Below are 23345 nucleotides of genomic sequence, written 5' to 3'. Positions count from 1 at the left end.
GTACGGGCGCGGCGCGGGGGCAGAGGCCCGGTGAGCGCAGCGACTGCGCTCACCCGCCCGTCGGCGGCCCTTCCCCCCTGCCGCCGGCCCGCGGTGCGATCGCCCCGTACGTCTTCCCCCCTGCGTACGGGGCGGTCCCCTGCCCGCCACCCGGCCACGGACCTCCGGGCCGGCCCCGGCGCTGACCGTGCCGGAAGGCCGGCGCGCCCGCCGCCCGCTCAGTCGACCGCCTGGTAGAGCGTGGTCCAGAAGTCGTGGATGAGGCGTGCCGAGTCCGGTGTGGACATCCCGACCTGGGTGAGCAGGATCCCGACGAGCCCGTTCTCCGGGTCGGCGTACGCGGTGGTGCCGGTGCCGCCGTCCCATCCGAACTGGCCGAGGGAGGCGTAGTTGCCGCGCCGGGTGCGCACCGCCATCCCGAACCCCCAGCCGCCGTGCTGCCCCTGGCCGGCCGCGAGGTGGGCGAGGGCGCGGTACATGGCGGTCCGGGCGGCCAGCTGGTCGGGTGCCAGGCGGTTGGTGGTCATCAGCTCGACGGCGGGCCGGGACAGGATCCGCTCACCGCCGTGCGTGCCGCCGGCCAGCAGCATGCGGAAGTAGGCGTGGTAGTCGTCGACGGTGGAGACGAGCCCTCCTCCGGCGCCCTGGAACGCCGGGGGACGGCTGGACCGGCCGCCCACCGCCTCGTCCCAGACGAGGAACTCCCCGGTCCGCGGGTCGGGTCCGTAGAGGGTCGGCAGCCGGTCGATCTTCTCCGGGGGCACGTGGAAGCCCGTGTCCCGCATGCCCAGCGGATCGAGGACGCGCTCGCGCAGGAACGTCTCCAGCGGTACGCCCGCGACCCTGGAGACCAGGACGCCGGTGACCTCGTTGCTCAGGTCGTACTGCCAGCGCTCGCCGGGCTGGTACGAGAGCGGCAGTTCGCCCAGCCGCCGCATCCACTCGTCCGGTTCGGGCGCGGGGCCGGACACCACGCTGTAGTCGGTGCGCTCGAAGAGCGCCGCCCTGATCGGCGCGTCCAGCAGCTCGAAGTCCGTGCCCAGCCCGAACGTCGAGGTCAGCAGGTCCCGCACGGTGATCGGCCGGCGCGCGGGCACGGTGTCGTCGAGGGGGCCGTCGGGCCGCTTCAGCACGCGCCGGTCGGCGAGTTCGGGCAGCCAGGGGTCGACCGGGTCGTCCAGGCGCAGTCGGCACTCGTCGAGCAGGACCATCGCCGCGGCCATCGTCACCGGCTTGGAGGCGGACGCCATCCGGAAGACGGTGTCCCGCCGCATGGGCGGGCCGCCGTCGTGCCGCATCGTCCCCAACGCCTCGACATGGGTGTGCCCGCCGCGGCCGACCAGGGCGACGAGCCCGGGGATCTTCTTCGACTCGACGTGCCGGGCCAGCACCTCGCGGAGCCGTCGCAGTCCCGCTTCCGAGAAGCCGTCGCCGTTTCGTGCCGTCATGGGTCTCTCCCTCGCTCGGGGCCGCGAGGGGCCCGGATCCGGTCGGTACGGCCGCCGTGCGGAGGCCGTACCGGGAGCCTGCGGCCTTGACCCAGGGTCAAGGTCAAGCCCGATCCCGGGACATGGCCACGGACGGCGGCACCGGCGTGGGGGAACGCGTGGGCGACGCTCGGGGGAACCGGGGCAAGAACCAGCGGGAAACCGGGACAAGAAGCAGTGGGGGAAGGCGCGGTGAGGCCGCGCGGGAACGTGCGGGAACGCGCGCGCTACCCTCGCCCGTGCGAGCGTGCGCGGCCGGACATCCGGACGTGGCGGAGGAGACCGCGCCCGCGGCCCGAGCCCCGCCCGAGGACCCGGGGCCGCCGCCGTTCGGGCGAAAAAGGGGGGGCACCTACCGATGGCAGGCGGACTCACGATCGGCCAGGCGGCCGGATTCATCGGCGTCACCATCAAGACCGTCCGGCACTACCACCGGCTCGGCCTGGTGGCCGAGCCGGAGCGCGACGGCTCCGGCTACCGCCGTTACGGATCGGCCGACCTGTTCCGCCTGCTGCGCGTGCGGACCCTCGCCGAGGCCGGCGTACCGCTGGCCGAGATCGGCGGCCTCCTCGACGCCGGACCCGAACGCTTCGCCGCCACCCTCGACGACGTCCACCGCCGCCTCACCGACCAGATCGAGTCCCTGACCGCCCGCCGCGACCGGCTGCACCGCCTCGACCACGGCGACCGCGCCCTGCTGCCCGACCGGGCCTGCGCCGTCCTGGAGCGGCTCACCGCCCTCGGTTTCGACCCCGACTACGTCGCCGGGCAGCGCGAGGCCCTCGTCCTCGCCCGGGCGGGCGTCCCGGAGATCTTCGACCGCTTCCTGACCCGGCTCGAACGCTCCCTGGACGACCCCGAGTCCGTGGCCCTGACCCGGCGCGGCCTCGACGCGGCCTCCTGGGACCCCGACGACCCCCGCATCGCCGAACTGGCCCGCGCCTGGGTCGCGAAGCTCCTGGCCGACCGTGCCCTGCTGGAGACCCCGCCGGAGTTCCACGCCCGTCCCGACGCCGCCTCCCGCTACGACCTGGTCAACCACCACCGCGAGGACCACCCGGCCCTCGCCCGCCTCAACGCGCTGATCGAGGCGGACCTGCGCACGGCCGGCGTCGACGTCCCCCGCCGCTGAGCGCACCGCTCCGGGACCGGCGGCCCCGACAGGAGGGGGACGGATTCCGGCAGGGGCGGAAGCGACAGAAGGGTTCGTGAGCGAAGAGAGGGGTGCCGCACGACTCTCCCGGCGTGCGGCCCGACGGGTGTGTACTGGACACCTGCCGCATCGAGGGGGAAAGCATGCCGCCCACACCGGATCCGGAAGCACCTGAACCGGCGGACGAGGAAGAGCCCTGGCTGAGCGGCGGCGAGGCCGCCCGGCTGTGGCCCGTACGCGCGGAACGCCTGGAGAGGGCCGCCCGTCAGGCCGGCGTCCGCACCCGGAAGTTCGGCGGGGAGAGCCGCGGCACCTACGGGGCGGCGCCGAACTACTACCACTACCACCCGGCCGACGTGCGGCGGGCGGCGGCGGACCTCGCCGAAGGCCGCCTCGACCTTCCGCCGCACTGGCGCACCGACACCCCCGAAGGCCGGCGCGCGGAGCGCCGCAGCAGACTCCGCCTCCGCCTCAGCTGCGTGGTCTACCTCTCCCCGCTGCTCTTCGTCCTCGTCATCATGGTCTACGACATGCTGACCTGACCCTCCGGCGACGGCCGCCGCGCGGTACCGGCGATACTGGCGCGACAGGAGTCGGGGAGCGACGTGCCGGGGGGCGAGGATGGGTGGCAGCTTTCGGGTGCGGCGGGACATGCCGTACGTGGACTGGCGGAAGCCGGCGACCGTCGCCGAGGTGCACGCCCGCTGCGCCACTCCCCGCGGCGAGGCGACCCTGGTCCGGGAACGCGGCCCGAGGACCTGCCCGGAGGACCATGCCGACGCCGTGGAGACCTGGACGGTGTCCCTGCGGGACGGGGAGGCCGCCCTCAAGGTCCACCGGCTCATGGGGGACTCCCTGTACCTGCGGTGGCGGATGTGGAAGGGCGTCGACGGCGAGGTGGACGGCGAGCCGTTCCGGTTCACCGGCACGTCCGCGCTGCGGCGCTCCCGCCGGTCGGTCACCTGCGAGGGGCCCACGATCGACGTCCGGATCGTGCCGCGCGCGTTCGGCCTCCGTCTCGTCGAGCGGGGAGAGGACGTCGGATCGCGCTCGTACGGCACCGACTGGGAGCTGCCGGAGCCCACGGACCACGCGGTCCTCGCCGTCTGCCTCTTCGAGTGGGTCGGCCTGGGCGACCTGCTCAGGACACCCGTGCTCCGGGACCTGTGAACACCCCCGAACACGAACCGACGACGATGTCCGCACCCGCACCCACGCCGGTGCCCACCGTCCCGCGCCGGAAGACGCCGAGCCACGCACCGTGAACCGGCGCCGGAACGTCACGCCCGACCTCTTCCAAGACATCGTTTCTCATGGCTGGCAGAGCGGGATGAGAGCCTCCTGACATGAGCTACGACCTGGCTGTCTGGGAAGGTGTGCGCCCGACGGACGACAAGAGCGCCCGCCGGTCCTTCCGTGACCTGTACGACCGCTATCTCGGCGGCGAGACCGAGGAGCCCGCGTCCGAACGGATCACGGCCTATGTCGCGACGCATCTTGACCGGTGGTGTGACATCACCGAGGACGAGGGTGAGACGTCGCCGTGGTCGGTCGGGCCGTTGACCGACGGTGCAAGTGGCCCACTGGTCTACTTCGGGCTGGCCTGGGACAGGGCAGAGGAAGCATCGGCCTATGCGGCAGACGTGGCGGAGTCCATGGGGCTGATCTGCTTCGACGTGCAACAGGACCGGCTCAGGCCGTGAGCAGGGTCGCCCAACGGCGGTAGCCGATGAGGGCTGCGGCCATGCCGACGAGAGCGAGGAAGTGTTCGGCCTTGCGTTCGTAGCGACGGTGCGGCCGTCGGCAGCTCGCCGGCCAGGACACGGTTCTCTCGACCACCCAGCGGTGTCGGCCCAGCCGCTGCGAGGACTCGACGCCCTTGCGGGCGATGCGGTGGCGGATGCCCCGCTGACGGAGCCGTCGGCGCAGGTGGTCGTAGTCGTAGCCCTTGTCGGCGTGCGGCTTGGCCGACCGTCGGCGCCGGGGTCCGCAGCGGGAACGGATGGGCGGGATGCCGCGCACGAGCGCTTGCAGCCCTGACTGTCGTGCATGTTCGCACCGGAGGCGCCCAGGGACAGCGGCAGCCGGTGCCGTCCTCCTGTTCGACGCCGGGCTCGGCACCGGCCGGGCGGCCCGGGGAGACGACGACCCTTGACCTCGACTTAACTTCAGGTTCTACGGTGGCCACGTTCCGTCGAACACGAAACGAGGAGGGGACGTGAACGTGGTGCTCAAGGAGTACTCGCACGAGGAGCTGGCCGCGCAGCCCATCGGCGCGTGGACCGGCAGGGCATTCCGGCTGGTGGTCGGAGCCATCCGCGAGCAGCTGGCGGTGGAGGGCCTCACCCAGCCGCACTGGTGGACGCTCAACCACGTCGCCACGGGTCCCGGCCGGTGGACCCGAGCCGCGCTGACCGAACGGCTGGCCCGTTGGGACGACCGCGACACCGACTTCGACGCCGTCTACGACGACCTCGCCGGCCGCGGCTGGCTCACCGAGGACGCCGGGCGCATGGTCCTGACCGAAGCCGGGGAAGCCGCCCGCACCCGTGTCAAGGAGCGCAACCTGCGCGTGCGCCGGCAGGTCCACGACGGCGTCGACGCGGCCGACTTCGTGACCACGATCAACGTCCTGCGCCGCATGATCGCCAACCTCGGCGGCGACGGCGACCTGCCCGACTGACGGGGCGGTGCGGGTGTGGTGGTCGAGCCGCGTCGCGCGCGGAGGGGCGCCGGAGGTTGCGTTCGATGTCTTGTGCTCCGCCGGTACCACTGGGTACACAAGGAAGGTGACTGAACGGTAGTTCAGTAGTGGCGGATCGGACCGGGCCCCGGCGCCGGGGCGGGCCGACTCGGCCCGCCGCCCGCCTTCAGGCGTGCAGACCGCAGCAAACAAGTCATTGCGGTCCAAGTGAGGGTGAATCTCCCGAAGAACGGTTACCCTCCCTCGCATGCCAATCATGGACATGTCAACTCGCCGGAGGTTCGGCACGGACCGGCGGAGAACCGCACGGCGCTCCGCCGTCCTCCTCCTGCTCCTGCTGAGCCTCCTGGCGACGCCGCCCCTGGCGAGCGCCGCACCACCCCCCGCACCCGCCCGCGCCGCGACGACCACCGCCACCGCCATCACCCTGAACGCCACTGCCACTGCCACTGCCGCCACCGCCACCGCCGTCGCCCAGGCGCAGGCGCGGTGGGGTGACCGGCGGCTCGACGAGGTCTCCTTCCTCGCCACCCACAACGCGTTCGCCAACTACGAGGACGCGCGCTGGACCTCGGTGGCCCAGTCCGAGTCCATCCGCCACCAGCTCGACAACGGCGTACGCGGCCTGAGCCTGGACACCCACTGGTACGAGAAGAGCCGGTGGCTGTGCGTCATCAGCTTCGGCAGCGACTGCTACCCGAGCGACGTCTACCTCTGCCACGGCGAGTGCAAGACCTTCGCCGGCGTCACCTACGCGCTGCCCCGGCAGTCCTTCCAGGGCGGCGTGCAGACCGTGGTCGACTTCCTCGCCGCCAACCCCCAGGAGGTCGTCTCCGTCTTCCTGGAGGACTACGTCAGCGCCCAGCAGCTCGGCGACGCGCTCGGCCGGGTACGCGGCCTCGACCAGGTGCTCTTCCGTCCCGACGCGTGGAACGTGCGCCGGGAGGGCTGGCCGCGGATGACCGACCTCGTCGCCTCCGGCAAGCGCCTGCTGATCTTCAGCGACGCGGGCGACCGCGAGCACCTGGGCGTCATGTACGACAAGGCCTGGACCGTCAGCAACTTCTGGAGCCTGGGCGACCTCGGCAACGACGTCTCCTGTGTCACCCGGTGGGCCGACGTGCCGCTGGACCGCCAGGAGCCGGGCTTCCGACGCCTGTTCACCATGAGTCACCAGCGGAACGTGCCCACCCTCATCAACGCCGCCCTCGACAACGGCGCCAAGCTGCGCGACCGCATCGACCAGAAGTGCCGCCCGGCCGCGGGCGGCCGCGACCCGAACTTCGTCTCCGTCGACTTCCACCGCGTCTCCGACACCAGCGGCCACACACCGGCCTCGATCGTCGCCGAACTGAACGCCCGGAATACTCGGAACACTCGGAACTGACCCCGGAACTGACCCCGCTCCGTCCTCCGGCCCCTCGGCACCGTCCCCAGCCGGCACCCACCCGCGGCACGCGCCACGGGCAGGCACGCGCCACGGGCAGGCGTGGATCAGGCACGGTCCTCCGGGGGGTCGGGGTGCAGGCCGGGCCCGTGGTGCAGACCCGTCAGGGGCGTGGGGGAGAGGTCGGCGGGCTGCTCGCCGGCCTCCAGCAGGGTGTCGGCGGCGCCGACGATGAGCGGGTCGGGACGGCCCACCGCCTCCTCGTCCTTGCTGGCGTAGTCGACGCTCCAGAGCAGGCTGCGCATGGCCTCCAGCCGCCCCCGCCGCTTGTCGTTGCTCTTGACCACCGTCCACGGCGCGGGACCGGTGTCGGTCGCCCGGAACATCTCGACCTTCGCCTTCGTGTACGCGTCCCACAGGTCCAGCGAGGCGAGGTCCGTGGGCGACAGCTTCCACTGGCGCACCGGATCGACCTGCCGGATCGCGAAACGGGTCCGCTGCTCGGCCCGGGAGACCGAGAACCAGAACTTCACCAGCACGATCCCGTCCTCCACGAGCATCGCCTCGAAGGCCGGGCACTGCCGCAGGAACAGCGCGTGCTGCTCGGGGGTGCAGAACCCCATCACCTTCTCCACGCCGGCCCGGTTGTACCAGGACCGGTCGAAGAAGACGATCTCACCGGCCGCCGGCAGATGGGCGACGTACCGCTGGAAGTACCACTGCCCCGCCTCCCGCTCGGTCGGCTTGTCCAGCGCCACGATCCGCGCCCCGCGCGGATTGAGCCGCTCGGTGAACCGCTGGATCGTGCCGCCCTTGCCCGCGGCGTCCCGCCCCTCGCAGATCACCACCAGCCGCGCCCCGGTCTCCTTCACCCAGCGCTGGAGCTTCAGCAGCTCGATCTGCAGGATGCGCTTGGCCCGCTCGTACTCCGCACGGCGGAGCTTGCGCTCGTACGGGTAGTTCTCCCGCCACGTGCGGATCGGCGCGCCGGAGGAGTCCAGCAGCACCGGCTGCTCCGGCCGCCGGTCGTCCACGCTCAGCCCCGCCAGCAGGTCGTCCGCCTCCGGCCGCGATGATTCCTGATCGTCCACACCCCACGCCTACCCCCTGATCCGCGCCCTCATGGCCGCCACCAGGGCTACCGCGGGCCGGTGCCGGCGAGGAGGAGGCCCCCGCAGCTTCGCCGAACGCGGAGGGGACGCCCTGAAGGCTGCCCTCATGGGTTGAGGAGCCAGAGCGCGAGGTTGAGGGCGGACGCGTAGAGGACCCACAGGGCGTAGGGGACGAGCAGGAGGAACGCCCCACGGCTCCGGCGGCGGAAGAGCACCATGGTGGCGGCGAGGGCAGCCAGCAGCAGGCAGATGTCGAGCAGGGCCAGGCCGTACCGTCCGGCGCCGAAGAACAGCGGGGTCCACAGCAGGTTGAAGAGGAGCTGCGCGCTCCAGGCGAGCGCCGCGGCGCGGACGCGCGCGAACTCCTGCCGACGCAGCGCCAGCCAGGCGGAGACGGCGATCGTCGCGTACAGGACCGTCCAGACCGGGCCGAAAAGCCAGGACGGCGGCGCCCACGCCGGGCGCTCCAGCGAGGCGTAGACGTCGCCGGCGTCCGCTGCCGCGAGGCCGCCGACGGCGGCCACCGCGTAGCACAGGACCAGCAGCAGGAGCAGCAGCGGCCACTGCGGGCTTCGCCGCCGCGTGTCGTCGCCGCGGCCCGCGGAGGGGGTCGTCACCGGGGAGACTCCTCGTCTCGTATCGTCTCGTCCGCCGGCCCGGGCGGACGCGGCACGCCCGTCGAGTACCCGCGGGCCGGGGTGGTACGCACCGCCCGCCGGCGTCCGGGACGGGGCGGTACGCACCGCCCGCCGGCGTCCGGTACGGGGCCGCCCTGGGGCGCCCCGCGTACCGCGCCGTCCATCCCGCGGGGCGCCCCGCGTACCGCGCCGGCCATCCCGTGGGACGCGTCCGAGGCGAGCCCCGCATCCGCCCGAGTGCGTCCCGCCCCTCACCCCAGCAGGTCCGGTGCCCGCAGCATCTGCGGCGGGACGCCCCAGGCGTCGACCAGGTCGACGGCGAGCGGGCGGACCTTGCGGCACAGGTCGTTCACCTCGCGGCTGATCGCCTTGGACCGCTGCACGGTCAGACGGCCGTGCTCCATGAACCAGGCCCGGTCCGCCTCGATCGTCGACAGGGCGTACAGGTCGCACAGCAGGCCCAGCGCGACCTTGTTGCCGCCTTCGGGCCGGGCCTTGAACGCCTCGGTGAACGACTCCAGCACCAGCCGTTCCACGTGCGCGTGGGCGAGCGCGATCACGTGGTCCTGCACCGACGAGAACACCGCGCCGGGATCGCGTCCCCGGTCGACGCCGGCCTTCAGGCGGCGGGCCAGGCCGCCGAGCATGTGCTCCTCGCGGTAGCGCAGCATGGCCAGCTGGTACTCCGAGTCCAGCAGCCCGGCCTCCCGGTCCCACTCGTCGCCGCCGGGCAGCAGGTCGCGGACCCGTTCCAGGAGCTTGTGGGCGGAGGTCTTCTCGATGACGGTCTCGACCGCGAGGCCGGTGACGTAGCGGACCGTGCCGAGCTGGTCCAGGTCCTCGAACTCGCTGGCGTGGTCGGTGAGCAGGCCCTTCGCCACGAGCTGGAGCAGGACGTGGTTGTCGCCCTCGAAGGTGGTGAAGACGTCGCTGTCGGCCTTGAGGGCGGCGAAGCGGTTCACCGCCAGGTACCCGGCGCCGCCGCACGCCTCGCGGCACTCCTGCACGGTGCGCGTGGCGTGCCAGGTGCCGAGCGCCTTCGTGCCGGCGGCCCGCGACTCCAGGCGCCGGCGTGCCTGCGGGGAGTCGTCGTGGCCGGAGAAGACGTCGTGGAGCCGCCCGCGCACGGTGTCCTGCGCGAAGTGGAGCGCGTACGTGCGGGCGAGCAGCGGCAGCAGCCGGCGCTGGTGCAGCCCGTAGTCCAGCAGCAGCTGTTCCTCGGCGCCCGAGGACGCCTCGAACTGGCGTCGGCGCACGGCGTACTTGACGGCGAGGGTGAGCGCGACCTTCGCCACGCTCACGCCGGCGCCGCCGACGCAGACCCGGCCCTGGACGAGCGTGCCGAGCATGGTGAAGAAGCGGCGGTCGGGGTTGTCGACGGAGCTGACGTACGCGCCGTCGGGGGTGACGTCGGCGAAGCGGTTGAGGAGCGCCTCGCGCGGGACGCGGACGCCGTGGAAGCGGATGCGGCCGTTGTCGACGCCGTTGAGGCCCATCTTGAGGCCGTCGTCCTCGATCTCGACGCCCTCCACGACCCGGCCGCCGGAGCGCAGCGGCACGATCAGGGCGTGCACGCCGCGGGCCTCGCCGCCGACCTCCAGCTGGGCGAAGACGACCGCGAGCTCGGCGTGGCGGGCGGCGTTGCCGATGTAGTCCTTGCGGGCCGCGTCGCCCTCGGTGGTGACGACGAACTCCCGGGCGGCCGCGTCGTAGCGGGCGACCGTGCCGAGCGCCTGCACGTGGGAGCCGTGCCCGGTCTCGGTCATCGCGAAGCAGCCCAGCAGTCGGCCGGCGACCAGGTCCGACAGGTAGGCGTCGTGGTGGCGGGCGGTGCCCAGCTGCAGGATCGCGCCGCCGAACAGGCCGAACTGCACCCCCACCTTGACCAGCACCGACAGGTCGCCGAAGGCGAGGGTCTCGAAGGCGGCGACCGAGGCTCCGATGTCGTCCCCGCCGCCGTACGCCGCCGGGAAGCCCATCCCGGTCTGGCCGGTCCCGGCCATCTCGACCGCGATGTCGCGCACCCGCTCGCGGAACGCGTCCCGGTCGAGTCGCTCCGCGTCCTCCAGGACGGATGCGTGGGCCGCCAGATTGGTCCGGACGAGGTCGCGGACCCCGGCGTACTCCCCGTCGAGGAGCCGTGCCAGGGCCTCGACGTCGATCTCGGGCCGTACGGAGCCGCTCGCGGCGGCGGAAGCGTCGTCAGGTGCCATGGGCCTCCGTTACCCCGCGGCGTCCGGGTCATGCCGGACGTGATCACGGGCAGAAGCGGTGCGGAGGACCTGCCCGCGGCGCCGTTTTCACTACCGTACGCGTGAGGGCCCGCTCTGTGTGAAGGGCCGAACCGGGCGCGGCGGCGTCCGTACGGGTGGCGGAAGGAGACGTGCGATGGCCGGTCTGAGGCTGGGGCCGCTGGTGAGGTACGTCGACTGGGAGACGGGCACGAGCGCGACGGTGTGGGTGGAGACCGACCGGGCGTGCACGGTCGAGGTCCGGTGCGCGGGCGGCGGCGGGGGCACGGCCCGCACGTTCCTCGTCGCCGGCCACCACTACGCGCTGGTCGTCGTCACCGGGCTGACCCCCGGGTCGGCCGCGGAGTACGAGGTGGTCCTCGACGGCGAGCGGGCCTGGCCCCCGCCGGACTCGCCCCTGCCGCCCAGCACCCTGAACACGCCGCCGGTCCCGGCGACGGGCGCGGTGGTCGCCTTCGGCTCCTGCCGGTGGGCGGCGCCCGCCGAGGGCCAGAGGGACCCGGTCGGCCCCGACGTCCTCGACACGCTCGCCGCCCGCCTCGCCGCCGCCCCCGGCGACGGCCGGCCGGACGTCCTCGTCCTCCTGGGCGACCAGGTGTACGCCGACGAGACGTCCGCCGACACCCGCGAGTGGATCGCCCGGCACCGACGGGAGACCGGCGCCGGTGCCGACGCCCCGCCCGACCAGGTCGCCGACTACGAGGAGTACACCCACCTCTACGACGAGTCCTGGGGCGATCCCGAACTGCGCTGGCTGCTGTCGACCGTGCCCAGCTGCATGATCTTCGACGACCACGACGTCATCGACGACTGGAACACCAGCGCCGCCTGGGTCGCCGACATGCGGGCCACGCCCTGGTGGCACGAGCGGATCACCGGCGGCCTGATGTCGTACTGGGTCTACCAGCACCTCGGGAACCTCTCCCCGGCCGAGCTCGCCGACGACGAGCTGTACGCGGCGGTGCTCGCCGCCGACGACAGCACCGAGGTGCTGCGCGCGTTCGCGGAGCGCGCCGACGCCGATCCCGCGTCGGTGCGCTGGAGCTACCGCAGGGACTTCGGCCGCACCCGGCTGCTGATGGTCGACACGCGGGCCGCGCGGGTCCTGGAGGAGCAGCACCGGGCGATGCTGGACGCCGAGGAGGCCGACTGGCTGCGCGAGCAGGCCTTCGACGACCCCGGCGGCGTCGACCACCTGCTGGTGGGGACCTCGCTGCCGTGGCTGCTGCCGCCGATGGTCCACTTCGCGGAGGGCTGGCACGCGGCCCTGTGCCGGGGCGAGCGCGGCCCGCGCTGGGCGGGTTTCGGGGAGTGGCTGCGCCGGCGGATGGACCTGGAGCACTGGGCGGCGTTCACCGCCTCGTTCCACCGGCTGACGGACACGATCGCCGAGGTGGGCCGGCAGGACGCGGCCCCGGCGACCGTGAGCGTGCTGTCGGGCGACGTCCACCACGCGTACGTCGCCGAACCCACCTGGCCCGCCGGGCAGCAGCCGCGCTCCCGCGTCTTCCAGTTCACCTGCTCGCCGCTGCACAACTCGGTGCCCCTGGTGATGCGGCTGGGCTTCCGCTTCGGCTGGAGCCGCTTCGCCAAGGCCGCCGGCCACCTCCTGGCCCGCCACGGCCGCGTCGCCCGCCCGGCGGTCCGGTGGGAACGCAGCGGCGGCCCGTGGTTCGGCAACCAGCTGATGACCCTGACCCTGCGCGGACGCACGGCACGCCTGCGCCTGGAGAAGGCCGACGCGGGCGCCAAGCGCTCCCGCCGGGACACGGACCGGGCGGGAGCCCGCCTGGTACGGGTCCTGGAACGGGGTCTGACGGAGGAGAAGTGACATGAGGAGTGACGGAGGAGGCCTGGCGGGGGAGGCCTGACGGGGGAGGAGCTACGGAGGAGGGGCGACGGAGGGCGGACCGGCGGTCGGCCCAGGCCGCGACCCGCCACACGGTGATCTCGAACCGCGCACGGGCCCCGACCCCGGGGCCAGAGGAAGCGGAGGCCTCCTGGGGTACGCATGGCGCTCGCGCCTGACCACGTCCCCCGCAAGCGAGCGAAGTCGCCTACGGCGGCGTCAAGTCGGTACGAGAACCACGCACCGCAGCCGCAGGCCCACCGCCACCACCCCCTGAGGAAAGCGGCACCGGCCACCAACCACCGCTACCCGCTCACCGCTCACCGAGCGACCGTACCGATCGGAATGCGGTGGCATTCGGTCATCCTCGATGCACGGAAGGTGAACCGAGGGGGCTGGGTCGGAAGCGGAGGCCCGAGTTTCCGGGCCGAGCCCCCGCGACGACAGCCCGCGCCGACGAGCTCACGAGGCGCCCCCGACGCGCCGAGCAGCCAGAACGACCGTTCGGTAGCCGCTCATCGAGGGATTTGTCTGTAAAGAGGCCATCGAAGTGCGGTGCGGCCTTCGTTGGCGACAGTATCTGCGGCGTACGGCCATCAGGACGCAGAAATCTTCTGCCATACCCCTTCTCCTCGAAAGAGAGTCACGTCGTGCGTCACCGCATCGCTGCCGTCGCAGCCTCCGCCCTTCTGGTCCTCGCCGGCTCCGCCGGCGCCGCGCAGGCCAAGCCGGACAGCCTGTACGCCCCCTCGGCCCTCGTGCTCACCGTCGCCCAGGGCGACGAGCAGGCCACCGTGGTCCGGGCGTCCACCCTCAGCTGCGCACCGACCGCCCAGGGCACCCACCCCGACCCCCAGGCCGCCTGCGCGGCGCTCGCCGCCACCTCCGGCTCCCTCGACCGCCTGCTGGCCGCCCCCGCGCCGGACCGCGCGTGCCCCCTGCACTACGACCCGGTCACCGTCACCGCCGACGGCGTGTGGGAGGGCAAGCGCATCGCCTGGAAGCACACGTTCTCCAACACCTGCGCCATGTCCACCACGCTGGACGACAACCACGTCTTCGCGTTCTGACCCCCGGCACCACCCGCCGTCGTACACGGCGCACGCGAGGCCTCCGGCCGGGCGGCCATCGCGTACCCCGCCCCTGACGCACGTCCCATCGGGATGAGGCGTGCGAGCGGCCGGCCGTCCGGGCCCGGTGGCACGTCACCGGGTCCGGACCTCGGCGCCGCTCCTGTTTCGGAACGGCAGGCTGCTGCTGGACAGTGCACCGGCCGGATCCGAGTGACACGCCCCGGTCGTACCGGCGGTAACCGTTGGGGCGTTTGGGGTTTGAGTGATGTGGCGGTGCGTCAGATATGGGTGAGACCCGTCCCGCCGCCCTCATCGGAGGTCATCCATGCGCCGCAGCGTCACCCTGCTCCTTGCCGGAGTGCTCCTCGCCGGTACGGCCGCCCTCCCCGCCACGGCCCAGGCCGCGCCCCGGGACGCCTCGGCGGGCGTGCCGCGGCCGGTCGTGTTCGTCCACGGCCGCAACGCCGGCCCCGGTGTCTGGGGTTCGCTGACGGACCGCCTGACCGCCGCGGGGACGCCTGCCGACCGGATCTTCGCGTGGAGCTACGACTCGACGCAGTCGACGAACGAGGTCCTCGCGGGCCGGCTCGCCGCCTACGTCGACGACGTGCTCCGGCGGACGGGGGCCGACCAGGTGGACCTCGTGGCGCACAGCCTGGGCTCCCTGCCGACGCGCTGGTACGTGAAGTACGGCGGCGGGTCCAAGGTCCGCGACTGGGTCTCGCTCGCCGGGCCCAACCACGGCACCGGCCTCGCCTGGGCCTGCGCGCTGTGGGACCAGGGCTGCCGGGACATGACGCCCGGCTCATATGTGGTGTCCCGCCTGAACGAGGGCGACGAGACGCCGGGCGACGTCCGCTACACCACGTTCTGGTCCGCCGGAGACGGCCAGATCCTCCCCACGAGCAGCACCGCCCTCTCGGGCGCGCGCAATGTGAAGGTCGCCGACATGGGCCACAACGACCTGCTCGGCGACGCGGGCGTCGCCGAGCAGGTCCTCGCCACGCTCACCGCGCCATGAGCCGGTTCCCGTGGGAGGGCCGCCGCCCTCCCACGGGGCGCTGCCCGGTCGCGTCGCGCGGGTCGGCTGACGTCCGGGTCGGTATTCCCTGCTCCAACTCGCGCACCGCGTCCAGGAACCCGCTGTAGACGTCGCGTCGTGTCCGTCTGAACTGTGCTCGTCCATCACCGTCCATCACCGTCCGGTACTGGCTTCTCGCGGCATGCTCGGCGGCCACGGCAGTCGCGCTCGCCACGAGCTGATCCGCGTACGCGCGGGGGAGGCTTGGTGAGCGGTGCGGAGTGCAAGGGTCGCCGGGGTCGGCTTGGCTTCCGTACAACCCACCGCGCCGCCCGTGAGTCTGACCGGGCGCGGCACCGACCGTGCCCGGTCTTTCCCTGGGGGTTTCCTTGCAGTTCCGTACCACCGCCTCTCTCCGTCTGGCCTCTTCCGTCGCGGCAGTTCTGGCCCTGACCACCGGCACGGGCGCGCTCGTCGCGCCCTCGGCGGCGGCCTCCACCGCCGACTCGTCAGACGTCCCCTTCCCCTCGCTCCTGCCCGGGACCAGGCTGCTCAGCGCGGGGGCCCAGGGCTACGTTCTGAACGTCCCCACCGGGCACCAGGACTTCACGACGTACCGCTGGGTCCCCTACGCGGGCGGTGCGTCCCGCGACTTCACCACCAGCTACTTCGATGGACTGAACGACGTGTCAGGGGAGATGGTGGCCGGGTCGGACGACGGCTACGACGGCCTGGGCGTCGACCTGGTGACCGGGGCGAGCTTCCGTACCGAACAGGTGCCCGGCGTGCTGGACGCCCTCTACGAGGGCACCGTCGGGTCGGCCATCGTCCTGAGGGGGGACGACGCCCTGGGGGAGAAGAGCCCCCTGTGGCTGGACACCGAGGACGCCGCGCCCCGTGAGATCCGAGGGCTGCCCGCGGGGACCGCCTACCTGGCGGCGCGTCCGGCGTCCGCGACGGTCGGCCTGCTCGATTACCGCACCACTGCGGGCGAGCAGAGGGTGGGCCTGATCGACCTGGGCACCGCCACCGTCTCGGAGACGTACCCGAAGGTGGAGGCGGTCTCGGCGACCCGGGTCGCCTGGACCGAGCCGGCCACCGCCACCACCCCGCGCCGGGTGGTGGTCCGCGACCGGGCCACCGGCAAGGACACCGTCATCGCGGCGGCGGGCACGGGCGCCCTCGCTGTCGGGCTGCTCGGAGACTGGCTGCTCTTCGGGGGTCAGGCCCGGCACCTGGTGACCGGGACGACGGTCACTCTCTTCGACCGGGTCGACACCCTGTTCACCGCCACCGACGGCACGGCCGCCGTCGTCCAGGGCGCCCGGGGCGGGAACACCGGCATCCACCGCGTCACGCTCGGCGGCGACGGCAGGCCCGCGGCGGTGTTCGTGGCCCGGAGCGCGACTGCCCGCGACCTCGCCCACGACATCGACGCGGACGGCTACCCCGACCTCCTGGGCCGGGACGCCACGGGGACGCTGTGGCGGGACAGCGCCGCGGACGGGAGCCCCCGGGCGTCGGCCGGCTCCGGCTGGCAGGGCTACGGCAAGATCGAGGTCGTCGGCGACGCCGTCGTCGCCGGCGTCGAGGACAACTACGCGGCGGACGTCGTCACGCGGGACAAGGCCGGTGTCCTCTGGCTCCACCAGGGCAACGGCCAGGGCGGCTTCCTTCCCCGCACACGGATCGGCGGCGGCTGGCAGGTCTACGAAAAGATCGCCGGCGGCAGTGACCTCACCGGAGACGGCCGCCCCGACCTCGTGGCCGTCGACACGGCCGGCGGGCTCTACCTCTACGCAGGCACCGGTCGCGTCGGCTACCCCTACGAGACCCGCAAGAAGATCGGCGCCGGCTGGGGCGTCTACAACCAGCTCACCGCGGTCGGCGACATCGGCGGAGCCGCGGGCGGGGACCTCGTCGCCCGCGACAAGGACGGCCTCCTGTGGCTCTACCTCGGCAAGGGCGACGGCACCTTCGCGGCCCGCAAGCTCATCGGGGGCGGCTGGCAGGTCTACGGCCAGCTCACCGGCGCCGGGGACGTGAACCACGACGGCCGGGTCGACCTCCTCGCCCACGACCCGGTCGCCCACCGGGTCTACCTCTACACCGGGACCGGCGACTGGCACACCCCCTTCGCCAAGAGAGCCCTCACGGACCTCCACGCGGGGTCTGCGTACGACCACATCGCCTGAACGACCCGGACGGCGGCGCAGTGAGGTGAGGCGCGACGCGCCGGAGGCGACGCGGTACCCCCGGCCTCCGGCTCACCGCCCACGGGGACGGGGCCGAGCACCAGGGCGTCCAGTACGTCGCGGGTGGGCCTCTGTCCTGGCGGTGGGCGCGATCACGTTCCGGTCCGGGGCCACGTCCGCGACGGCCGGCGCACCGTCGACGTGAGCGCCGCCCCGCGCCAGGGCGATGCGGTCCCCCTCCGCTCGCGGGCCGCAGTGAGGACCAGGCCCGGGGGCCTGGTCCTCAGCGGTAGGGATCCCGGGTCCGCCGTTCACCGGTGATGGCAGTCCCAATGGCCCTTCACCCAGTGGTGATCCCAGTGAGCGGGGACGTACACCCACTTGTACTGGCGGTCGTGACTCCAGTGGCCCTTGTGCCAGTCACCGTGCTTGTCGTGGTGGCCGGGGTGCCACGTCTTGTGGTGGGTCCACTTCTTCTCCCAGTGGCCCTTCACCCACTTCTTCTCCCAGTGCCCCTTCTTCCACTCGCACCGGTCGTGACGGTCGTGGTGGTCACCAGCCACGACGGTCGAGACGGATGTGGGCGCGGGTGCCGCGGTGGCCGTGCCGGACATGCCGAGCGCGGTGCCGCCGGCCAGCAGTCCCGTCGCGGCGGCGCTTGCCACCAGACGACGGACGCGCATGGACGCGGTCATCGGACGCACCTCCCTCGATTGATCGATTTCCGTGAGCACGTCGAGCGATGCCGTGCGGTTCGGACGGCTGCTTCGCCGTGCGGGGTCATGAGGGATTCGGAGCCGACCCATCGGCAGATGAAAAGCGCCGGAAATCGTCTTCATCCGATGCGAGTAGTCGCAGGGTGGACGAAACCCGCGGGGAGTCGGACCGCAGATCCGAGCCCGAGAAGGGGTGGGTCTGAGAAGGGCGGGCCGAGAAGGGTGCAGCCGAGAAGGGTGCAGCCGAGAAGGGTGCAGCCGAGAAGGGACGGGCCTGAGAAGGGGCGCGGCCGAGAAGGGGCGCGGCCGGCGGGTGGTGGCACGGTGACGGGCCGGGCGGGCGAAGACCCCGCTGCCGGGCACCGCCGAGTTCGGGACGAACGGGCTCTGACGCGGGGCACACCCCTGACCGGTCCGTCATCCGTGCTCGGAGCGGCTACGAATCCCTCACACAGGAAGCCCTCGTCTCCAGGGAGTGGCCATGACCATCACCACATCGCCTTCGACGTCGAGCGCGGCGTGCCTTGTCGTGGCGCTGCCCGGGCGGCTGCGGAGCCCGGCTGCCGCCCGCCGCATCGCCGCCGGATGGCTGGAAGCGGCCGAATGCGCCCGAACGGCCGACGCCGTCCTGATCGTGTCCGAGCTCGTCACCAACGCCATCCGCCACACCCGCGGCCCATGCCTCCTGACCTTGGCCGAACACGCCGGGTCCTTGGACATCGCGGTCACCGACCGCAGTGAGGAGATGCCCGATCTCCACCGGCCCGCGGGTGGCGACCACAGAGGCGGATTCGGCCTGGAGATCGTGCACCACCTAGGAGATTCCGTCAGGGTGGCCCCCCGGATCGGCGGCAAGACCGTGCACGTCGCACTGCGGCTCCACGCACCGGCACACGACCGCCGGAGGCCACCGTGAGGGACCCCGGCCCCGGCCCCGGACTCACCCGGCTGGCACGGCCACGCGGCACGACCCCGCCAAAGACGGCAGAGTCGAACAAGTCGCGCCGCCTGAGCAGGGCGACTCTCTCGTACGCCCGGGCTGCCGACCACCAGAGGCACGATGATGGGGGACGACCCTTGCCTCACCCATCCGAACCGAACACCCGCATCGACACGCTCCTGCTTCGGGCGGCCAACGGCGACCGGGAGGCGTTCGCCCGCGTCTACGACGCACTGGTCCAGCCGGTGATGGGGCTTGCCTGCCGGATCCTGCGGGACGCCAGCCAGGCAGAAGAGGTGACACAGGACGTCATGATCGAGGTGTGGCGGACAGCGGACCGCTTCCGGCCCGACCTCGGAACGGCGAAGGCGTGGGTGCTCACCCTCGCCCACCGGCGCGCCGTGGACCGGGTGCGTGCCGTACAGGCGAGCAAGGACCGCGAGGTGCGTGCCGGGATGCTGTCGCCGGACCGGGACTTCGACCAGGTCTTCGAGGCCGTCGAAAGCAGCGACGAACGACGCCGTGTCCACCACTGCCTGGCGTCCCTGGAACGCCTCCAGCGCGTGCCCCTGGTGCTCGCCTACTACCAGGGCATGACCTGCCTGGAGGTGGCACGCTCCCTGTCCACGCCCGAGGGAACGGTGAAGTCCCGCATGCGCAAAGGCCTCGATCAACTGCGCGCTTGCCTGGAGGCCGGATCATGACGACGTCAGAGGATCCGCACCTCAGCGCCGCGGCGTACGTTCTGCACGCCCTGCCGCCCGCGGAGGAGGCCGCCTTCGAGAATCATCTCGCCGGCTGCGAGACCTGCCGCCAGGACGCCGCCGAGTTCGGGAGGACCGCCGCCCGACTCGCCTCCGCCGAGACCGCTCCGGTATCCGAGGAGCTGCGGACGCGTGTCATGGAGCAGGTCTTCCGCACTCCGCAGGACCGGAGCCCTCACACCGCCCGGCCCCGTGGCGGTTCCCGCGGCGGGACCGTCTTGCGTCTCGCGCTCGCCGCGAGTGTCGCGGCGGTGGCCGTGCTGGGTACGGTCGCGGCCCGGGAGCACGCGGACGCCGAGGAGGCACGCGCCCAGGCGGCACAGGCCCAGGAGCAGGCCCGCACAGCGGGGGGAACCTTCGCGGACGTCCTCACCGCCCCCGACGCCACCGTGCACGCCGGTGAACTCGCCGACGGAGCCAAGGCGGCGGTCGTCGTCTCGCGCGAGCAGGCCCAGGCCGTCTTCACCGCCCGCGACCTCCCGAAGCTGCCGAGCGACAAGGCGTACGAACTCTGGTACGCCGACAAGGCCGGCGACCTGCGCCCCGCAGGCCTTCTGGACGACACCGGCGACCGGGCGACACGCGTCCTCGCCGGTCCGCTGGGCAACGCGGTCGCCGTCGGCATCACCGTCGAACCCGCCGGCGGATCCGCCCAGCCGACCACCGAACCCCTCGGCATCATCCCCATCGGCGCGTGACCCGCGAGCGAACCGCGCACACCTCGGCCCCGTACGAGGAGGGGCCAGGCGGCCGGACCACGACGTCGCGCCCCCGTGCGTGCGTACGCACCGCGTCGCCCTCGCGGACCAGGCGGCTTCGAAGGCGTCGGATCCGATCGGCCGCGCCTTCACCGCTGCCGCGGTGGACACGGAGACCGACATCGGCGGCTCGATCCGGCCGCGCGTCACATCGGGTACCGGGAACGCCTGACCGTTCCCGGAGGACCGGTCTCAGGCGACCGGCAGAGCGGTCCACTGCTGGTTGGCACTGCCGCTGCAGTCCCACAGGATCAGTTGGGTGCCGTCGGTGGTCGACGCGCCGGGGTCGTCGAGGCATCGGCCGGAGACCGGGTTGCGGTAGCCGCCGTTGTACGCCTGCCACTGCTGGTTGGCGCCGCCGTTGCAGTCCCAGATCGCGACCCTGGTGCCGTTGGCGGTGCCGCCGTCCAACGCGTCCAGACACTTCCCGACCGCCCGCAGCGTGCCGTCGGAACGCGCGGACCACAACTGCGCGGCGGAACCGTTGCAGGACCAGATCTGGACGGCGGTCCCGTTGGCGCTGTCGGCACCGTTGACGTCCAGGCACTTTCCTGGCACCCCGGAACGCACCTGCTCGCCCAGGGAGACCGGCGGCTTGATCCAGCCTGCCGCGTTCGCGGCCTGGACGCCGGCGTCGAAGGCATCGGCCATCTTCTTGTAGCCGCTGTCGTTGGGGTGCAGGAAGTCGTCCAGGTCCGCCGTGGTCAGAGTGCTCATGTCCACGAGGCGCACGTGCTTGCCGGCGGCTTGCGCCGCTTGCACGATCCCGGGAAGTTCGGCGTTGAACGCCGCGCGGTGGGACTCCACGCTGGCGCTGGTGGAGACGATCACCGTACCGACGAGGACGGTCGCGTCGGGGGCGGCGAGGGTGATCCGGTCGATGAGCGCCTTGAGCCGGTCGGTCGCGGTCGGGATCTCGTAGTCGCGGTTCAGGTCGTTGGTCCCGATCTCCAGCGTGACCACGTTGGGCCGGTAACGCCCCAGGACGGAGTCCGCGATACCGGCTATCTCGTCGATCCGCCAGCCGGAGTGACCCTCGTTGTCCGGGTCGGACATGGTGCCGTTGCGGCCCGAACCCACGAAGTCCAGGGGATGCCCCTTGGCGGCGAGCCGGTTCCACAGGGGGTCCCGGTAGCCGTTCCCCGACGAGCTTCCGACCCCCCAGGTGATCGAGTCGCCCAGGGGCATCACCCGCAGGGCGGGTGACGCGGCCGGCCGTGCAGCGGAGAGCCTGGCCTCGCTGACGGCGGCGGTGGCGGTGGCGGTGGCGGGCAGAGCCGGGAGCACGCCGAGCGCGATCGCCAGCGATGCCGCCGAAAGTGCCACGTACTTCTTCATCGACACTCCTCTATTGAGGTGGGATGTTTCCGGCCCGAGTGTGGCGCGCGACACGGCTTTACGGCAAGCATGTGGCGTATTCTCGCTGACTGTTGATGCGCGCATCCCTCGATACATCCCATGTCGCTCGACGGAGAGTCGACGGAGAAGGGGTCAGGAGCTGGTTCTCGCACGCAACTCCTGGTCGGATCACCACGACCCGCCGGCCGTACGGGCCCGTCGAGCGCGGCACCCGCGAGGGGGCGACGCGCCGGTCGTGGAGAGAGCGGTGGCGTCACGTCAGGCGCGGCTGCGGCGGCGCGTCCGCCATGCTGCCGCCGCCAACCGGGCGGCCCCACTCCGCCCAGGCTCCACCCCGCCCAGGGGGGACGCGACCTCTCCTTGCTCGTCGGCGTCTTTGACGGTCCGCTGTCGGCGAAGGCAGGGACGAGTTGTCCGCACCGGGCCGCGCCTTCGACGGTCTGGAGGGAGACGTCGATGACGTCGTCGGGCGGACGGTGACCGTGGGGGACCCGGCGAGATCTCCGGCGAGTACGCCGTACCGGTTCGGGTTCGCGGCTGGCGGGACGGCCACGGACCCGCCGCACGCGAAGACCTGGTCCCCACGTGGCCGGACCACCCCGTACGGCGTACGGCTCGTTATCGGTGACGTCCGGGGCAAGGGCCTGGGCGCCATCGAGACGGTCTCCGTCATCCTGGGCGCCTTCCGGGAGGCGGCGGACCGGTACACCATCCTCACCGGCCTCGCGGGCAGCCTGGAGCACGCGCTCGCCCGAGAGGCGGTACGCCACATCGGGCTCGCCGACGCGGAAGCCTTCACCACCTGCGCGCTCGTGGAGATCCCCCGGGACCGGTGTGCTGCGCACACTCAACCTGGGGCACCCTCCGCCGCTGCTCCTCGTGCCCGACGGTGACGTGGTCACCCTCACCCCCGGACGTTCGGAGTGCCCCTCGGGCTGTCGGATCCCACTCCGTCTCCCCCCGGCGCCGGACGAGTGGGAGTTTCCCGCCGGATCGACCGTACCGCCGTACACGGACGGCCTGTCCGAGGTGCGTGACGCCGGTGGCACCTTCTGCGACCCCGTCAGCCGTCTCAACGGCCTGGCCCACTGCTCGCCCGCGCGTCTGCTCGGCGCGCTCGTCAGGGACGTGAAGCGCTGCACCGGCGGCCTGACCACGGACGGCATGGCCCCGCTCGCCGCGCATCGGCCCCGGGGTCGATCGCCTCACTAGGGGAACCGGATCGGTCAGCGGCGGGCGCGCCTGCGGGCGATGAACATGCCCAGGGCCATGCCGACGAGAAGCGTGACCGTCAGCACGATCCACAGGGGGAGGGTGACCTTGGGGATCCACAGGCGGACGGTGACCGACCCGGTGTTGGCGGCGATGAACCAGATGGCGAGGAACGCGAGCACCGCGAACCCGATGGTTTTCAACCGGACGTTCTGCCCCTTCACCGTCACCGTCGAGGGGCCGTGTGTCTTATCGGTGTTATGCGCCATAATGACCAGTATCAGCTGATTACTCCATCCGGGCGATCCTGAATCCGGGACCCGGCAGAGGGTCTTCCGTGCCGCGCCGTCGTCCCTGTCTCCTCGGTCGTCGAGTGCGGCGCGTATCGGGCGGTCCACCACCGGGCACGTGTGGTGACCAAGGTCCTTCAGCGTGTACCGGGGGGCATGTGCCCCTCCGGGAGGAGGGCCGCCGTGGAGTCGCTCCTGTACTCGAGCGGCAGGCGAGCGCAATCGTCTCCGGTGCGTGGTGCGCGACCCCCGCAGGCCCATGCCGTCCAGCCGGGACTCGCCAGGGACATGCTCGCGGAAGGAGTCGAGAAGTGCGGTTCCGAGCCCCGCGGTTCCGAGCCCTCTGCCCTAAGCGTCGCCGATCAGGGCGCGTACACCGGTGCTGATCGGCGGCACTTCGCAGAAATCGCCGCCGATCGTGGCCCGGGAGTGGCG

20 protein-coding genes and 2 pseudogenes are annotated in these 23345 nt (G+C 72.6%); 14 read left to right on the top strand and 8 right to left on the bottom strand.

Features of this window, described 5'->3' with window-relative positions; genetic code table 11:
- Positions 1-218: 218 nt before the first annotated feature.
- Positions 219-1448, bottom strand: a complete 1230-nt coding sequence (locus tag ACFQ8C_RS06740) for a serine hydrolase domain-containing protein (protein ID WP_383452968.1) — start codon at positions 1446-1448, stop codon at positions 219-221.
- Positions 1449-1845: 397 nt separating this feature from the next.
- On the opposite strand from ACFQ8C_RS06740, the gene ACFQ8C_RS06735 reads away from it, so the two are divergent.
- The 4 genes from ACFQ8C_RS06735 to ACFQ8C_RS06720 all read left to right on the top strand — a co-directional run bounded on the left by ACFQ8C_RS06735 (position 1846) and on the right by ACFQ8C_RS06720 (position 4343).
- Positions 1846-2619 (top strand): MerR family transcriptional regulator, encoded by a 774-nt coding sequence (locus ACFQ8C_RS06735; RefSeq protein ID WP_383452966.1) that lies wholly within the window; start codon positions 1846-1848, stop codon positions 2617-2619.
- Positions 2620-2783: 164 nt separating this feature from the next.
- Positions 2784-3182 carry a hypothetical protein gene (locus tag ACFQ8C_RS06730; RefSeq protein WP_383452964.1) on the top strand — a complete coding sequence of 133 codons (399 nt, stop codon included), beginning with the start codon at positions 2784-2786 and terminating at the stop codon, positions 3180-3182.
- A 79-nt stretch (positions 3183-3261) separates the two neighbouring features.
- Complete coding sequence (locus ACFQ8C_RS06725; protein ID WP_383452962.1) at positions 3262-3810, top strand: hypothetical protein; 549 nt, start codon at positions 3262-3264, stop codon at positions 3808-3810.
- A gap of 176 nt (positions 3811-3986) precedes the next feature.
- Entirely contained in the window at positions 3987-4343 is a 357-nt protein-coding gene (locus ACFQ8C_RS06720) for a hypothetical protein (RefSeq protein WP_383452960.1), read from the top strand.
- Here the strand turns inward: ACFQ8C_RS06720 and ACFQ8C_RS06715 are convergent.
- Positions 4333-4724, bottom strand: a pseudogene (locus ACFQ8C_RS06715) (transposase); the annotation flags it as partial. The gene ACFQ8C_RS06720 and the pseudogene ACFQ8C_RS06715 sit on opposite strands and share 11 nt — an antisense overlap.
- Positions 4725-4858: 134 nt before the next feature.
- Here ACFQ8C_RS06715 and ACFQ8C_RS06710 point away from each other — a divergent pair.
- Complete coding sequence (locus ACFQ8C_RS06710; protein WP_383452958.1) at positions 4859-5323, top strand: MarR family winged helix-turn-helix transcriptional regulator; 465 nt, start codon at positions 4859-4861, stop codon at positions 5321-5323.
- A 268-nt stretch (positions 5324-5591) separates the two neighbouring features.
- A complete protein-coding gene (locus ACFQ8C_RS06705; protein ID WP_383452956.1) occupies positions 5592-6731 on the top strand; it encodes a PI-PLC domain-containing protein in 1140 nt (379 codons plus the stop codon).
- A 107-nt stretch (positions 6732-6838) separates the two neighbouring features.
- On the opposite strand, the gene ppk2 is transcribed toward ACFQ8C_RS06705, so the two are convergent.
- The 3 genes from ppk2 to ACFQ8C_RS06690 form a co-directional block, all read right to left on the bottom strand.
- Positions 6839-7822 (bottom strand): polyphosphate kinase 2, encoded by a 984-nt coding sequence (gene ppk2 / locus ACFQ8C_RS06700; protein ID WP_383452954.1) that lies wholly within the window; start codon positions 7820-7822, stop codon positions 6839-6841.
- 125 nt (positions 7823-7947) lie between these two features.
- Positions 7948-8460: a TspO/MBR family protein gene (locus tag ACFQ8C_RS06695; RefSeq protein ID WP_383452952.1), complete on the bottom strand. Its 513-nt coding sequence runs from the start codon at positions 8458-8460 to the stop codon at positions 7948-7950.
- A gap of 272 nt (positions 8461-8732) precedes the next feature.
- Positions 8733-10694, bottom strand: a complete 1962-nt coding sequence (locus ACFQ8C_RS06690; protein ID WP_383452950.1) for an acyl-CoA dehydrogenase — start codon at positions 10692-10694, stop codon at positions 8733-8735.
- A gap of 175 nt (positions 10695-10869) precedes the next feature.
- On the opposite strand from ACFQ8C_RS06690, the gene ACFQ8C_RS06685 reads away from it, so the two are divergent.
- The 4 genes from ACFQ8C_RS06685 (at position 10870) to ACFQ8C_RS06670 (ending at position 16871) form a co-directional block, all read left to right on the top strand.
- Positions 10870-12564: an alkaline phosphatase D family protein gene (locus ACFQ8C_RS06685; protein WP_383452949.1), complete on the top strand. Its 1695-nt coding sequence runs from the start codon at positions 10870-10872 to the stop codon at positions 12562-12564.
- 668 nt (positions 12565-13232) lie between these two features.
- Positions 13233-13652, top strand: coding sequence for a subtilase-type protease inhibitor (locus ACFQ8C_RS06680; protein ID WP_383452947.1), 420 nt, complete (start codon positions 13233-13235; stop codon positions 13650-13652).
- 328 nt (positions 13653-13980) lie between these two features.
- Positions 13981-14676, top strand: coding sequence for an esterase/lipase family protein (locus ACFQ8C_RS06675; RefSeq protein WP_383452945.1), 696 nt, complete (start codon positions 13981-13983; stop codon positions 14674-14676).
- Positions 14677-15065: 389 nt separating this feature from the next.
- The gene (locus ACFQ8C_RS06670) at positions 15066-16871 is read left to right on the top strand and encodes an FG-GAP repeat domain-containing protein (RefSeq protein ID WP_383452943.1); all 1806 of its coding nucleotides are present in this window, start codon (positions 15066-15068) and stop codon (positions 16869-16871) included.
- Positions 16872-17182: 311 nt separating this feature from the next.
- Here the strand turns inward: ACFQ8C_RS06670 and ACFQ8C_RS06665 are convergent, their stop codons facing one another.
- Positions 17183-17566 (bottom strand): hypothetical protein, encoded by a 384-nt coding sequence (locus tag ACFQ8C_RS06665; protein WP_383452942.1) that lies wholly within the window; start codon positions 17564-17566, stop codon positions 17183-17185.
- Between the two features lie 502 nt (positions 17567-18068).
- On the opposite strand from ACFQ8C_RS06665, the gene ACFQ8C_RS06660 reads away from it, so the two are divergent.
- The 3 genes from ACFQ8C_RS06660 (at position 18069) to ACFQ8C_RS06650 (ending at position 19989) form a co-directional block, all read left to right on the top strand.
- Complete coding sequence (locus tag ACFQ8C_RS06660; protein WP_383452940.1) at positions 18069-18503, top strand: ATP-binding protein; 435 nt, start codon at positions 18069-18071, stop codon at positions 18501-18503.
- A 161-nt stretch (positions 18504-18664) separates the two neighbouring features.
- Entirely contained in the window at positions 18665-19231 is a 567-nt protein-coding gene (gene sigK, locus ACFQ8C_RS06655) for an ECF RNA polymerase sigma factor SigK (RefSeq protein WP_383452938.1), read from the top strand.
- Positions 19228-19989, top strand: coding sequence for an anti-sigma factor domain-containing protein (locus tag ACFQ8C_RS06650; protein WP_383452936.1), 762 nt, complete (start codon positions 19228-19230; stop codon positions 19987-19989). The genes sigK and ACFQ8C_RS06650 overlap by 4 nt, the downstream gene beginning before the upstream one ends.
- A gap of 252 nt (positions 19990-20241) precedes the next feature.
- Here the strand turns inward: ACFQ8C_RS06650 and ACFQ8C_RS06645 are convergent, their stop codons facing one another.
- On the bottom strand, positions 20242-21387 hold the full coding sequence (locus tag ACFQ8C_RS06645; protein ID WP_383452934.1) for a ricin-type beta-trefoil lectin domain protein: 1146 nt from the start codon (positions 21385-21387) through the stop codon (positions 20242-20244).
- Positions 21388-21884: 497 nt separating this feature from the next.
- Between ACFQ8C_RS06645 and ACFQ8C_RS06640 the strand changes: the two are divergent.
- Positions 21885-22620, top strand: a pseudogene (locus ACFQ8C_RS06640) (PP2C family protein-serine/threonine phosphatase).
- 14 nt (positions 22621-22634) lie between these two features.
- On the opposite strand, the gene ACFQ8C_RS06635 reads toward ACFQ8C_RS06640, so the two are convergent.
- The gene (locus tag ACFQ8C_RS06635; protein WP_383452932.1) at positions 22635-22823 is read right to left on the bottom strand and encodes a LapA family protein; all 189 of its coding nucleotides are present in this window, start codon (positions 22821-22823) and stop codon (positions 22635-22637) included.
- Positions 22824-23345: the final 522 nt, after the last annotated feature.

It is taken from the genome of Streptomyces sp. NPDC056503, assembly GCF_042794995.1.
Classification (GTDB): domain Bacteria; phylum Actinomycetota; class Actinomycetes; order Streptomycetales; family Streptomycetaceae; genus Streptomyces.
Note: the sequence above shows the minus strand (reverse complement) of the source record. Positions and strands in the feature narration are given on the sequence as shown.